This is a genomic window from Bradyrhizobium sp. SMVTL-02, assembly GCF_051853005.1.
GTDB lineage: Bacteria > Pseudomonadota > Alphaproteobacteria > Rhizobiales > Xanthobacteraceae > Bradyrhizobium.
In genome coordinates this window covers 2115087-2127768 of the sequence record NZ_CP182469.1, presented here as the reverse complement: position 1 = coordinate 2127768, position 12682 = coordinate 2115087, and the positions used below count along the sequence as shown (strand labels likewise).

Annotated in this window: 10 protein-coding genes and 1 pseudogene; 7 read left to right on the top strand and 4 right to left on the bottom strand. The window is 64.5% G+C overall.

Annotated features, from left to right (window positions below; genetic code table 11):
- Positions 1 to 80 precede the first annotated feature (80 nt).
- Both ACNJYB_RS09900 and ACNJYB_RS09895 read left to right on the top strand, forming a co-directional pair.
- Positions 81 to 2495 carry a phosphoketolase family protein gene (locus ACNJYB_RS09900; protein ID WP_439373776.1) on the top strand — a complete coding sequence of 805 codons (2415 nt, stop codon included), beginning with the start codon at positions 81 to 83 and terminating at the stop codon, positions 2493 to 2495.
- Between the two features lie 24 nt (positions 2496 to 2519).
- Positions 2520 to 2803: pseudogene (locus tag ACNJYB_RS09895) on the top strand (acetate/propionate family kinase); the annotation flags it as partial.
- Positions 2804 to 2993: 190 nt separating this feature from the next.
- On the opposite strand, the gene ACNJYB_RS09890 reads toward ACNJYB_RS09895, so the two are convergent.
- Positions 2994 to 3836 (bottom strand): RMD1 family protein, encoded by an 843-nt coding sequence (locus tag ACNJYB_RS09890; protein ID WP_439373775.1) that lies wholly within the window; start codon positions 3834 to 3836, stop codon positions 2994 to 2996.
- Positions 3837 to 4159: 323 nt separating this feature from the next.
- Here ACNJYB_RS09890 and ACNJYB_RS09885 point away from each other — a divergent pair, with 323 nt between their 5' ends.
- Both ACNJYB_RS09885 and ACNJYB_RS09880 read left to right on the top strand, forming a co-directional pair.
- A complete protein-coding gene (locus tag ACNJYB_RS09885; RefSeq protein WP_439373774.1) occupies positions 4160 to 4735 on the top strand; it encodes a glycosyl transferase in 576 nt (191 codons plus the stop codon).
- A 68-nt stretch (positions 4736 to 4803) separates the two neighbouring features.
- Positions 4804 to 5733 carry a bifunctional helix-turn-helix transcriptional regulator/GNAT family N-acetyltransferase gene (locus ACNJYB_RS09880; RefSeq protein WP_439373773.1) on the top strand — a complete coding sequence of 310 codons (930 nt, stop codon included), beginning with the start codon at positions 4804 to 4806 and terminating at the stop codon, positions 5731 to 5733.
- A 209-nt stretch (positions 5734 to 5942) separates the two neighbouring features.
- On the opposite strand, the gene moaB is transcribed toward ACNJYB_RS09880, so the two are convergent.
- The gene (gene moaB, locus ACNJYB_RS09875) at positions 5943 to 6506 is read right to left on the bottom strand and encodes a molybdenum cofactor biosynthesis protein B (RefSeq protein WP_439373772.1); all 564 of its coding nucleotides are present in this window, start codon (positions 6504 to 6506) and stop codon (positions 5943 to 5945) included.
- Between the two features lie 98 nt (positions 6507 to 6604).
- Positions 6605 to 7543: a KPN_02809 family neutral zinc metallopeptidase gene (gene ypfJ / locus ACNJYB_RS09870; protein WP_439373771.1), complete on the bottom strand. Its 939-nt coding sequence runs from the start codon at positions 7541 to 7543 to the stop codon at positions 6605 to 6607.
- Positions 7544 to 7958: 415 nt separating this feature from the next.
- On the opposite strand from ypfJ, the gene ACNJYB_RS09865 reads away from it, so the two are divergent.
- From ACNJYB_RS09865 to ACNJYB_RS09855, 3 genes are all read left to right on the top strand, one after another.
- Complete coding sequence (locus ACNJYB_RS09865; protein WP_439373770.1) at positions 7959 to 9089, top strand: site-specific DNA-methyltransferase; 1131 nt, start codon at positions 7959 to 7961, stop codon at positions 9087 to 9089.
- A 190-nt stretch (positions 9090 to 9279) separates the two neighbouring features.
- Positions 9280 to 9606: a hypothetical protein gene (locus ACNJYB_RS09860; protein ID WP_439373769.1), complete on the top strand. Its 327-nt coding sequence runs from the start codon at positions 9280 to 9282 to the stop codon at positions 9604 to 9606.
- A gap of 130 nt (positions 9607 to 9736) precedes the next feature.
- A complete protein-coding gene (locus tag ACNJYB_RS09855) occupies positions 9737 to 10423 on the top strand; it encodes a glutathione S-transferase family protein (protein WP_439373768.1) in 687 nt (228 codons plus the stop codon).
- Positions 10424 to 10475: 52 nt separating this feature from the next.
- On the opposite strand, the gene ACNJYB_RS09850 is transcribed toward ACNJYB_RS09855, so the two are convergent.
- The gene (locus ACNJYB_RS09850) at positions 10476 to 12485 is read right to left on the bottom strand and encodes a methyl-accepting chemotaxis protein (RefSeq protein WP_439373767.1); all 2010 of its coding nucleotides are present in this window, start codon (positions 12483 to 12485) and stop codon (positions 10476 to 10478) included.
- Between the last annotated feature and the right edge of the window lie 197 nt (positions 12486 to 12682).

Sequence of the window (12682 nt, the reverse complement as noted above, 5' to 3'; positions counted from 1 at the left end):
GCCATCCCGTTTCATGAGCGACGGATCGATCGCGCCGGAACCGGGTTGGTGGCGATCGCTGGGTGAAGGTCGGCAGGAACATGACAATCCAACAAAAAACAGCCGCCGCGAGCGGCGACCTCGATCTCCTCGATCGCTACTGGCGCGCTGCCAACTACCTCTCGGTCGGGCAGATCTACCTCCTCGACAACCCGCTGCTGCGCGAGCCGTTGCGGCCCGAGCACATCAAGCCGCGCTTGCTCGGACATTGGGGCACGACGCCCGGCTTGAACTTCATCTATGCCCATCTCAACCGCGTGATCCGCGCGCTTGATCTCAACGTGCTCTATGTCTGCGGTCCCGGCCATGGCGGGCCGGGCATGGTCGCCAACACCTATCTCGAAGGCAGCTACAGCGAGATCTATCCAGATATCGCGCGCAATGCGAACGGATTGCGCAAGCTGTTCAGGCAGTTCTCCTTCCCCGGCGGCATTCCGAGCCACGCGGCGCCCGAAACTCCCGGCTCGATCCACGAGGGCGGCGAGCTCGGCTACGCGCTGGTGCACGCCTATGGCGCGGCGTTCGACAATCCTGATTTGATCGTGGCTTGCGTCATCGGCGACGGCGAAGCCGAGACTGGTCCGCTCGCGGCGTCCTGGCACTCCAACAAATTCCTGAGCCCGGCCCATGACGGCGCGGTGCTGCCGATCCTGCATCTCAACGGCTACAAGATCGCCAACCCGACCGTGCTCGGGCGGCTGCCAGACAAAGAGATCCGCGATCTGTTCCGCGGCCTTGGCCACGAGCCGCTGTTCGTCGAGGGTGACGATCCCAAATTGATGCACCAGGCGATGGCGGACGCGCTCGACGTCGCATTCGCCAGCATCCGCTCGATCCAGCAACACGCCCGCGACGGACGCAAGACGGTCGAGCGGCCGCGCTGGCCCATGATCGTGCTGCGCAGCCCGAAGGGCTGGACCGGCCCGAAGGAGGTCGACGGCAAGAAGGTCGAGGATTTCTGGCGCGCGCATCAGGTGCCGGTTGCGAGCTGCCGCGAGAATCCGGCGCATCTGAAGATCCTCGAAGACTGGATGCGCAGCTACCAGCCGGACAAACTGTTCGACGCGAATGGTGCGCTCGTCCCCGAACTGCAGGCGCTCGCCCCTGAAGGCAGCCGCCGCATGGGCGCCAATCCGCATGCCAATGGCGGTCTGCTCAAGAAGGAGCTGAAGCTGCCGGACTTCCGCAGCTTCGCCGTGGACGTGCCGCAGCCCGGCGCCGTCATCGGAGAAGCGACACGCGAGCTCGGCAAATTCCTGCGCGACGTCATCCGCCTGAACGCGCAAGAGCGCAACTTCCGCATCATGGGTCCGGACGAGACCGCGTCAAACCGGCTGGATGCCGTGTTCGACGCGACCGAGCGGGTGTGGATGGAGCCGACGGAGCCCTACGACGTTCATCTTGCGCAGGACGGGCGCGTGATGGAGGTGCTGAGCGAGCATCTCTGCCAGGGCTGGCTCGAAGGCTACCTGCTCACCGGACGCCACGGCTTCTTCTCCTGCTACGAGGCCTTCATCCACATCGTGGATTCCATGTTCAACCAGCACGCCAAATGGCTGAAGGTGACGCGGCATCTGCCATGGCGGCGGCCGATCGCCTCGCTGAACTACCTCTTGACCTCGCATGTCTGGCGCCAGGACCACAACGGCTTCAGCCACCAGGATCCCGGCTTCGTCGATCTCGTCGCCAACAAGAAGGCCGACATCGTGCGCATCTATCTTCCGCCGGATGCCAACACGCTGCTGTGGATCGCCGACCATTGCCTGCGCACCTACAACCGCATCAACGTCATCGTCGCCGGCAAGCAGCCGGCGCCGCAATGGCTGTCGATGCAAGAGGCCGCGACGCATTGCGATGCCGGCATCGGCATCTGGGCCTGGGCCGGCAACGAGGACACGAATGCCGAGCCCGACGTGGTGATGGCCTGCGCCGGCGACGTGCCGACGCTGGAGACGCTCGCCGCCGTGGACCTGCTGCGCAAGGCGCTGCCTGACCTGAAGATCCGAGTCGTCAACGTCGTCGATCTCATGACGCTGCACCCGAACGACCAGCATCCTCATGGGCTTTCGGATCGCGACTTCGACAGCCTGTTCACGCGCGACAAGCCGGTGATCTTCGCCTACCACGGCTATCCCTATTTGATCCACCGTCTCACCTATAACCGCACCAACCATGCTGGCATGCATGTCCGCGGCTTCGCCGAGGAAGGCACCACGACGACGCCGTTCGACATGGTCGTGCTCAACGGGCTCGACCGCTTTCACCTCGCGATCGAGGCGATCGAGCGTGTGCCGGGACTTGCGACCAGGGCAGCGTGGGTGAAGCAGCAGTTCCGCGACAAGCTGATCGAACACGCGCGCTATGTCCGCGAGCACGGCGAGGACATGCCCGAGATCCAGGGCTGGGTCTGGCCCAACAGCTCCGGCGGCAACACGCCGCGCGAAGCCGGCGATTGACGTCGAGACAGCGGCGCGACAGGGATCGAGCTCTTCGTCTTTCGTGTAGCCGAGGCGATCGCGACGATGGCAACCGCGCTCGGCGGGTTGGACTGCCTCGTGTTCACCGGCGGCATCGGCGAGCATGCGAAGGAGATCCGAAGCCAGATCAGCGAGCGTCTCGGCTGGCTCGGCCTGCACATCGATGCGGCCGCGAACGACGCGGCACGCGAGCGGATCAATGATGGCGATAGCGCGGCTTCATTATTCCAACGAATGAGGAACTGACGATCGCGCGGCGTTGTGCAAGGGTGCTGCGAGCCAAATGAAATATGAGGCGGCGGTTCCTTCCTTCTCCCCTTGTGGGAGAAGGTGGCGATCGGATGAGGGGTTTCTATCCGCGCCCACGTTTGCAAATGAGTATGCGGATAGATACCCCTCACCCCATTGAGTTCTTGTCTCCTAGCGGCGCTGCCATCTCCCACAACAAGGGGAGAGGGCGCAGTAACGCGCAGCTCGCTATTGGTGAATACCCGAGAGAATCTGGACGCACCCGATCACGACCTCGATCACGATCAGCACCACCACCGCGATCTCGAGGCGAAGCGAGCGCTGGGTGTCGATGATGTCGGTGAGCGCGTTGGCGGTCTCCGACACGGCGGTGAGCTTGCGCTCGAGCGTGTCGAGGCGCTCCTTCAGTTCGTACTCGTCCTCGAGGCGGCCATAGAGCCGGTCGAGCTCGGGCTTCTCCCAAAGCACGTCGGGCTTCTCGGCCACCGCAACGCGGCCTGCGACGCGCTGCTGGACGAGAAGCGCGTTGCCAATCAGTTGCAAAATGCCCTTGCGGCGGCGCGGCGTGCGGCCATACTCGGCAAGCTCGCGCGCGAACGGCTCGATGACGTCGAACACCGCGGCGACCCGCCGCTCGTCGCGGGCCAGCGACGTGCTTTTGGCGAGCGCGTCCGCGACCAGAAGCAGCCGGTCGTCCGAGAATTTGGAGAGGCAGATCGGCCCGCCCGGCTGGATCGCCTCGCTGTTTTCATCCTTGCACAGCTGCGCCTGTGCGATCTCCTCCTCGTAGGGGCTGAACTCGCCGATCACGCGCGACTTGAGGCTGTCGATCAGTACCTTCTCCTCCGAAGGCAGCAGGCCGATCAGCACCACGACGCCGTAGCGGAAGATCACCGCGAGGCCGGCGTGAACGCGGAAGGCGGCCGGCGTCGATGACACGAGCGTGCCGATCTCGAGGCCGGACGCATTGATGCGGTCCCCCAGCATCAGCGCTCGGATCCGCAAGCTCGGCGCGGCGTCAGCCCTGGGAGATGTTGTCGGCGCGCTAACGGCGAGTTGATCGGCGTTCATGCAAGGCCCTCGTCAGCACCGTGGATTGCCGACCCGGGTGTCGGTCCGCTCGCATCCTCCGCATGCAGGATTGCGGTGGCCTGCAGGCTGCGCAAAGATCGCAGCGAAACTCCGGGATAATACCGTCACCGCGAATTCGCGCCGAAATATTCGGCAACATTGCCACCCCGCAGGAGACATATTTGGATGTGCGATGGCTCTGGCAGTTTACCATCGAACCGCGAAGCCCTGCCCGAAAAGTTGCACTCGGCAATGCCGCGTGTTTATGACAATATCATAGCGAATTGCGCTTCTCCCGAAGCGCGGACACTGAAGCCCCAATCATGCTGAGCGTCATCATTCCGACCGAAGGCGTCGAGCAGACGACGGTCGCAACCCTGGCCGCGCTGGTGCCCGGTGCCGCCGCCGGCATCATCCGGGAAGTCCTGCTGGTCGACGGCACCCGCAACGGCGTCATCGAGCGCGTTGCCGACGTGGCAGGCTGCCGTTTCGTCAGCGTCGAGGGTTCCTCGCAGGGCGCGGCGCTCGCCGCAGGCGCGCTTCAGGCTCGTTCGTCCTGGCTGATGTTCCTCCCCGCAGGCGCGGTGCTGGAAACCGGCTGGATCGAGGAGACCACCCAGTTCATCCAGACCGTCGCGACCAGCGGCCAGGAGCGGGCGGCGGTATTCCGCTACGCACGCACGCCTTATGCCGCTACCGGATTGCGCCACGTCCTCCGGGCCGTGGCGCGCAAAGTGGTTGGCCCGTTCGGCGATCAGGGCCTTTTGATCGCCCGTGATCATTACGACCGGATCGGCGGTTATCCGCCCCAGGCCCGCCATTCCGAGGCGCAGCTGCTGCGGCGGCTCGGCCGCTCCTCTCGGACCATGTTGCGCAGCCGGATCGTCATGGTCGGCTGAGGCCAGCCGGTCTTGATACTTGCCAAAGTCAAACAATTATTTGACAATGGCAATTATCGAGGTGAGCCATGTCATTCAACGGCACAGACGACCACATCGCAGCGGTTCGCGCCTTCAACCGCTTCTATACCCGCAAGCTCGGCGTGCTCGACCAGCACCTTGGAAAAACCCCGTTTTCGCTGAGCGAGGCCCGGGTGCTCTACGAGCTCGCGCACCGCGACGACCTTGCGGCAAAGGAGATCGGAATCGAGCTTGGTCTCGACCCCGGCTATCTCAGCCGCATCGTCCAGAGCTTTGACGAAAAGGGGCTGATCACGCGCAGGCCCCTGCCCGCCGATCGCAGGCAATACCAGCTCAGCCTGACCGCCAAGGGCCGGCAGACCTTCGCCAATCTGAACCTGAGCTCGCAAAACGAGGTCGCCGCGATGCTGGCCCGGCTTTCAGCCGACGATGCGACCCGGCTCACGCAGGCCATGGCGACGATCGAGAGCGTGCTGGAGCCACGTCAAAAGCAGCCCGCTTCCGTGGTGCTGCGCAGCCATCGCGTCGGCGACATGGGCTGGGTCATCTCCCGGCAGGGCATCGCTTATGCCGCTGATTACAACTGGGACATCAGCTACGAGGCGCTGGTCGCCGAGATCTGTGCGCAGTTCATCAAGAACTACGACCCCGCGCGCGAGCACTGCTGGATCGCGGAAGTCGGTGGCGAGCCGGTCGGCTCGATCTTCCTGGTCAAGGCCACGGACGAGATCGCCAAGCTGCGCCTGTTGCAGGTGGAGAAGAAAGCACGTGGGCTCGGCGTCGGTCGCGCGCTGGTCGAGCAATGCATCCAAGGCGCCCGCGAGCGGGGCTACAAGAGAATGACGCTGTGGACGCAAAGCATCCTGGTTGCCGCGCGCGGCATCTACAAGAGCACCGGCTTCAAGCTCGTGAAGGAAGAGAAACACCACAGTTTTGGTACCGATCTGGTCGGCGAGACGTGGGAGCTGGATTTGTAACGACACGAAGCGAGAGGCGCATGAATGTGCCCTCGCCCCTCATGTCTGCCGAAGCCTCGGTGAAGGCGGATGTGGGAGAGGGCAGCGTCGCTGGTGGATGCGGGCTCGCTTGGGCGAGGGGTATCTCTCGGAGCACGCCGTGCCGATAGATACCCCTCATCGGGCGCTTCGCGAGCGCGCAGCTAACGAGTGCTCTTACAGCAACGCCGCTACACCGTCGCGCCTTGCGCCTTCGGCCGGCGCAGGTGCTCATCCAGCCTCGGCATGATCTCGACGAAATTGCACGGGCGCGTGCGGTAGTCGAGCTGGGCGGCGAGGATGCCGTCCCAGCCGTCGCGGCAGGCGCCGGGCGAACCTGGCAGGCAGAAGATGTAGGTCGCCCCCGCAACGCCCGCAGTGGCGCGGCTCTGGATCGTCGACGTGCCGATCTTCGCGTGGCTCAGCATGTGGAATGCAATCGAGAAGCCGTCCATGCGCTTCTCGAACAGCGGCTCGATCGCCTCTGGCGTGACGTCGCGTCCGGTAAAACCGGTGCCGCCGGTGGTGATGACGACATCGACGCTGCTGTCGGCAATCCAGCGGCGGATCACCGCGCGGATCGCCTCGACATCGTCGGTGACGATCTCGCGGGCGGCGAGATGATGGCCTGCGCCGGTGAGACGATCGGCCAGCGTCTGACCGGATTTGTCATCCGCAATCGCGCGCGTGTCGGACACGGTCAGCACCGCGATGTTGAGCGGGATGAATTGTTTTGTTTCATCGATGGACGCCATTCTTCACCCTCACTCGTCCTTCCGGGGCTCGCGAAGCGAGAACCCGGGACCTCGCGCCATCACATTCGCATTCCGGGTTCGCGCCCCGGAATGAGGCATCACGCCCCGCCGCCGAACGTGTTGCAGGCCTGGACCGTGCCCTGCTGGTAGCCGGTCATGAACCATTGCTTGCGCTGCGCGGCCGAGCCGTGGGTGAAGGAGTCGGGCACGACGCGGCCCGTGGCCTGGCGCTGCAGCGTATCGTCGCCGATGGCGCTTGCCGTGGTCAGCGCAGCGTCGATGTCGCCTGCTTCCAGGAAGTTCGGACGCTTCTTCGCCTCGCGATTGACCCAGACGCCCGAGAGACAATCCGCCTGCAGCTCGACCTTGACCTGGAGCGCGTTGGCCTCGGCCTTGCTGCCGGCCTGCTGCTGCAGCCGTGTCACGCGCGGAATGATGCCGAGCAGGTTCTGGATGTGGTGGCCGGCCTCGTGCGCAATGATGTAGGCGGTGGTGAAGTTGCACGCCGACTTGCCGGAGCAGCCGCGGAAGCGCGTCTCGACCTCGCGGAAGAAACCGGTGTCGAGGAAGATGGTGCGATCCGGCGGGCAGTAGAACGGCCCCATCGCCGACTGCGCCATGCCGCAGCGGCCGCCATTGGTGGCGTTGCGGAACAGCACGACCTTCGGACCGGTATAGTTCTGGCCCGAGGCCTGGAAGATCTCGCTCCAGCGGTCGTCGATCTCGCCGAGGATGCCGGCGATCATGCTGCCGACCTCGTCGGTCGGCGCGCCGCGCTTGGCCGAGGTCGACTGGCGATCGGTCTGATAGCTCGGCGCCTGGCCGCCGCCGGTGAGGATCTCGGCGCCGCCGATCAGAATGCGCGGGTCGATGCCGAAGGCATAGCCGATCAGGCCGAGCACGATGATGGTGCCGATGCCGAGCCCGCCACCGCCCATCGGCAAGCCGAACCCGCCGCCTCCGCCGCCGAATCCACCGCCACCCTCGTCGCGACGATCCTCGATGTCGTCGCTGCGGCGGAAATCATCGTAGCGCATGGCGGGCTTTCCCTTAAATCCTCGATTGGCATCATTTGGGCGCAGAAGCGCGAAAGCTCAACGCGCCACACACGTAAAATTTCCGTTGCCTTTATCAATATCGTGCTCGGCAAAAATTGCCTAGTGCGACAGCATGCGCCTGCCAGCAATTTTTTCCGAGGGACGTGCAATTTTTTCCGAGAGAAATTTGCAGTCCTTTTGACGTCCGCGCCGCTCCCGCAACGCGAAGAAAGGCGAAATACACTGCAAAACACGGTGAATGCGAATGGCCGGCGGCACGCGAGGTGCGACGCGCGGCCTGCTCACGAAAGCGGCGGGTTAAGTCGATTTTTACTTTGCCGCTTCAATGTAACGGTCAGTCGGTTGTTTGGTCCCGCGTCGCCGACAGCGTCGCCTGAGTCAGAGTTCTTGAGTCATGGTAGAGTCGCGTCGCGGGGCGTCTGCAAGGGCGCCCCGCACAAACTTTGAGTCCCCGTCGCATCGTGTCATCCTCGGCGATTGCGTCGCCGAGATGTCGAAGCTTCGAGCAGCCAGCGTCGATCTGGTGTTCGCAGATCCGCCGTACAATCTTCAGCTCAAGGGCGATCTCAAGCGCCCCGACGAATCCCATGTCGATGCTGTCAACGACGACTGGGACAAGTTCGATTCATTCTCCGCCTACGACGATTTCACCCGCGCCTGGCTGCTTGCCGCGCGCCGGGCGATGAAGCCGTCGGCGACGATCTGGGTGATCGGCTCCTATCACAACATCTTCCGCGTCGGCGCGATCATGCAGGACCTCGGCTTCTGGCTCCTGAACGACATCGTCTGGCGCAAGACCAACCCGATGCCGAATTTCCGCGGCCGCCGCTTCACCAACGCGCACGAAACGATGATCTGGGCCGCGCGCGACGAGAAGGCCAAGGGTTACACCTTCAATTACGAGGCGCTGAAGGCCGCCAACGAGGACGTGCAGGCACGCTCCGACTGGCTGATCCCGCTCTGCACCGGCGAGGAGCGCCTCAAGGGCGCCGACGGCAAGAAAGTGCATCCGACGCAGAAGCCGGAAGGCCTGCTCGCGCGCGTGCTGCTGTCTTCATCGAAGCCCGGCGACCTCGTGATCGACCCGTTCAACGGCACCGGCACCACCGGCGCGGTCGCCAAGCGCCTCGGCCGCTCCTATATCGGCTTCGAGCGCGACAAGACCTATGCGAAGGCGGCAGAAGCGCGCATCGCCGCGGTCGAGCCGCTGCCGGAAGAAAGCCTCGCTCCGTTCATGACCGCACGCGAAGCCCCGCGCGTCGCTTTCTCGGAGCTGATCGAGCGCGGCATGATCATGCCCGGCACGAAACTGTTCGACGCCAAGAAGAAGCTCGGCGCGCTGGTCCGTGCCGACGGCGCCATCATGCTCGGCGACAAGGTCGGCTCGATCCACCGCATCGGCGCCGTCGCGCAAGGCGCGCAGGCCTGCAACGGCTGGACCTTCTGGCATGTCGAGACCAAGAAGGGTCTCAAGCTGATCGACGAGCTCCGCGCCGAAATCCGCGCCGGCATGGCGGCGGAGTAGATCCTCTCGCCGTCATTCCGGGGCTCGCGAAGCGAGAACCCTGAATCTATCCAACCACAGCACCTGCGGCCCAATGGATTCCGGGCTCGCGACAAGAGGCGCGCCCGGGATTGACAGCAGTGATGGTTGAAAGCTGCGCCCGCCAGGACTAGATTCGTCCGATCAGCCCCGTCCTGACCGGTTGGGCCCCATGCGACGACAGTCCGAAGCATTGCTGCTGGTGCCGCTGCTGCCGATCTTCCTGCTCGGCATGTTTCCGATGTTCCTGATTGCGCTGCTCGGTTTCTTCGGCCTCGCGCTGTTCGGCGTGCTCGTGATCTGCGTCGGCCTCGCCAGCAGCAACGAGGCGCACGACAATTTCAATCACGACGTCATCGTCCACGGCTATGCGCGCGGATCGGAGCGCGCGGCGCGCGCCTCCGACATGCATCTCGCCGCGCGGCTCGGGCTGCGCCTGGAAGCCGTCGGTGCGGCGATGATCCTTACGGCGGCGATCGGCCTTTGTTACGCCGGCTGATCTGCGTGGGGCGCAGACACCGCCCGGCAAACTCGCCGGTTGCTCTCTCCGACGCGGGTCGGGCAAGAGAAGGCACCAGCGGCAATCACGCCGCGCCCGCTTTCGGCAAGAAACTTGGGGGAGATGTGTGATGCTCAAATTCTATTTCAACGGCTCGCCGAACCCGACCAAGGTCGCGCTCTATCTCGAAGAATCCGGCCTGCCTTACGAGCCGGTGAAGATCGACACCCGCAAGGGCGAGCAATTCACGCCGGAGTTCCTCAAGATCAATCCGAACGGCAAGGTGCCGGCGATCGACGACAGTGGCACGATCGTGTTCGACAGCAACGCCATCCTGCTCTATCTCGCCGAGAAGACCGGCAAGTTCCTGCCCGCCGCCGGCCTGCGCGGCGAGACGCTGTCATGGCTGATGTTCATCGCCACCGGTCTCGGCCCCTATTCGGGCCAGGCCGTGCACTTCAAGCATTTCGCGCCGAAGGACCAGAACCACGACTACGCCCATAACCGCTACCAGTACGAGACCGATCGCCACTACAAGATTCTCGACGCTCACCTCAAAGGCCGCAGCTACATGGTCGGCGACAGCTATTCGATCCTCGACATGGCGCTGTGGGGCTGGGCGCGGATGGTCCCCTTCAAGCTCGGCGACGACGCCTTTGCGCGCTACCCGAACGTGAAGCGGCTGGTGGACGAGATCTCGACGCGGCCGGCAGCGGCGCGGGCGATCGCGCTGAAGGACAAGTTCACCTTCAAGGCCGAGATGGACGATGAGGCGCGCGCCAACATGTTCAAGCACATGACGACCAAGGTCGCCTGATCACACCTCGCTGCGATTTGAAGGCCGCGCGCATGCGCGTGGCCTTCTGCTTTTATGCGGCGTGGACCGAGCTCAGGAATTTTGCGACTTCCTGCTTCAACCGGTTGCTGTCCGCCGACAGCGAGCGCGCCGCCGACAGCACCTGCGAGGACGCCGATCCCGTCTCGGACGCGCCGCGCTGCACGTCGCCGATATTGGTCGAGACGCGCTGGGTGCCGTGCGCAGCCTGCTGGACGTTGCGGGAAATTTCCTGCGTCGCGGCGCCCTGCTGCTCCACGGCGGCAGCGACCGTCGACGAGATCTCCGACAGCCGCTCGATGGTGCCGCTGATCTCCCTGATCGAGCCGACCGACTGCTCGGTGGCGGCCTGGATGTTGGAAATCTGCTGGCCGATCTCGCCGGTCGCCCGCGCCGTCTGCTCTGCCAGCGCCTTGACCTCCGAGGCGACCACGGCAAAGCCGCGGCCGGCCTCGCCCGCGCGTGCCGCTTCGATGGTGGCGTTCAGCGCGAGGAGATTGGTCTGGCCGGCGATGGTGTTGATCAGCTCGACCACGTCGCCGATGCGGGCGGCGGCCTTGGAGAGCTCGCCGACGCGCTCGTTGGTCCGGCTCGCCTGGCCGACGGCTTCGCTGGCGATGCGGGCGGATTCCTGCACCTGGCGAGCGATCTCGCTGACGGACGAAGAGAGCTCTTCGGTGGCCGAGGCAACGGCCTGCACATTGGCCGAGGCTTCCTGCGAGGCGCTGGCGACCTCCGTCGACAGGTCCTGGGCGCGCGTGGCCGTCGTGGTCAGGGTGCCGGCGGACGCCTCGAGTTCGCCGGACGCCGACGACACCGTATCCACGATCTCGCCGACCGCACGTTCGAACTGATTGGCCAGGTTTCTCATGTCCTGCTTGCGGCTCTCGGCCTGCCGGGCCTCGATCTCGGTCTGCTCGTGACGCAGGCGCTCGGTGTCGACCATGTTGTCCTTGAACACCTCGATCGCCTCGGCCATGTCGCCGATCTCGTCGGTCTTGCCGCGGCCGGGAATCTCGATCGCGAGATTGCCGCCGGCCAGCAGCCCCATCGCGCGCGTCATCGAGGTCAATGGACCGACGATGCTGCGGGCGATCAGGAAGGCGACGGTCAGTCCGAACAGGACGGCGAGGCCGCCCGCGATCATCTGCACGGCCGTCGTGCCCTCGATCACGGCTTCGGCGGCGGAGCGCGACGCCGTGTAGTCCTTCTTCAACGTGGTTTCGGCGACACTGAGCTTGGCGATGCTCTCGACGATGAGCGGGGCGAGGTTCTTGTGGTAGATCTCGTCGGCCTGGAGCATCGCCGCGGAAGTCGTCTCGAACGCGGCTTTGTAGATGCCGAGCGAGGTCTTCACCGGGGCGAGCGTGGTGCGCAGCTCCGTCGCCTGCGGGCTCTTTTCGAGCGCCGAGAGGCGCTGCATCGCCCTGTCCACATTGGTCCTGAAGTTGGCGGGCCCCTTGGTGTCGCGCAGGGCGAGGAAACGCCAGTTGGCGATCTGCACCTGGAGCAAACGGGATTCGAGGTCCGCGACGAGGGCCGCGGTGTCCTCATCGACGGCCGCTCGCGCCACGTCGACCAGCTTGCCCATCTTGACGGTCAGCTCTTCTCCACTCGGCAACAGCGTCGCCTTGCCGGTTCGTGCCTCGTTGACGGCGTCCCCGAGATTGTCACGCAGGCTCCGCATCCGTGCGATGTCGGTGATGAGAGCTTCGTAAAGCTTGCGCCGCTCCTCGGAGGCCGTCCCTTGCGCCCCAACCTTCAACAGCTCGGTCGCCGCGGTTTCCCGTTCCGAAGCCTCCTTCATCGCAGGTTCGCTGGCGTCGTAGATGTAGCGCAGATTGGCCCGCTGGATCGCCTGGAGGTGAGTCGATATCTCCAGCACCCGCGCGGTACTGTCCGATAGCGCCGATTGCTTTGCGACCTGATCCTGCACGGCCCGCAAATTCCAGACGGCAACCACCGCCGTCACGAGACCAACCACCACCAGGGCCATGAAGCCTGCATACAGGCGTCCCCTGATCCGCAAACGAAATTTCGGCATTCCCACTGTCCACCAGATGCATGCGACTTCGAGTGGCCGACCCGGTTCGAGGATCGTCATCGGCCACCCTGGCAGCCGCGCGTCGCGTCCTTGCGACCCACGCTGCACCGCCACACAATGGAGGACACTCGTTAATTGAACCTTCTGATTTTTCGCGGAGACTCTTTGCGACGCGCACAACTTCTGCTGATTTTATA

Excerpts from the sequence above, each read along its gene's own strand:
- ACNJYB_RS09900 (WP_439373776.1), top strand. The coding sequence starts at position 81 with ATGACAATCCAACAAAAAACAGCCGCCGCGAGCGGCGACCTCGATCTC.
- ACNJYB_RS09890 (WP_439373775.1), bottom strand. The coding sequence starts at position 3,836 with ATGAACGCCGATCAACTCGCCGTTAGCGCGCCGACAACATCTCCCAGG.
- ACNJYB_RS09885 (WP_439373774.1), top strand. The coding sequence starts at position 4,160 with ATGCTGAGCGTCATCATTCCGACCGAAGGCGTCGAGCAGACGACGGTC.
- ACNJYB_RS09880 (WP_439373773.1), top strand. The coding sequence starts at position 4,804 with ATGTCATTCAACGGCACAGACGACCACATCGCAGCGGTTCGCGCCTTC.
- moaB (WP_439373772.1), bottom strand. The coding sequence starts at position 6,506 with ATGGCGTCCATCGATGAAACAAAACAATTCATCCCGCTCAACATCGCG.
- ypfJ (WP_439373771.1), bottom strand. The coding sequence starts at position 7,543 with ATGCGCTACGATGATTTCCGCCGCAGCGACGACATCGAGGATCGTCGC.
- ACNJYB_RS09865 (WP_439373770.1), top strand. The coding sequence starts at position 7,959 with ATGGTAGAGTCGCGTCGCGGGGCGTCTGCAAGGGCGCCCCGCACAAAC.
- ACNJYB_RS09860 (WP_439373769.1), top strand. The coding sequence starts at position 9,280 with ATGCGACGACAGTCCGAAGCATTGCTGCTGGTGCCGCTGCTGCCGATC.
- ACNJYB_RS09855 (WP_439373768.1), top strand. The coding sequence starts at position 9,737 with ATGCTCAAATTCTATTTCAACGGCTCGCCGAACCCGACCAAGGTCGCG.
- ACNJYB_RS09850 (WP_439373767.1), bottom strand. The coding sequence starts at position 12,485 with ATGCCGAAATTTCGTTTGCGGATCAGGGGACGCCTGTATGCAGGCTTC.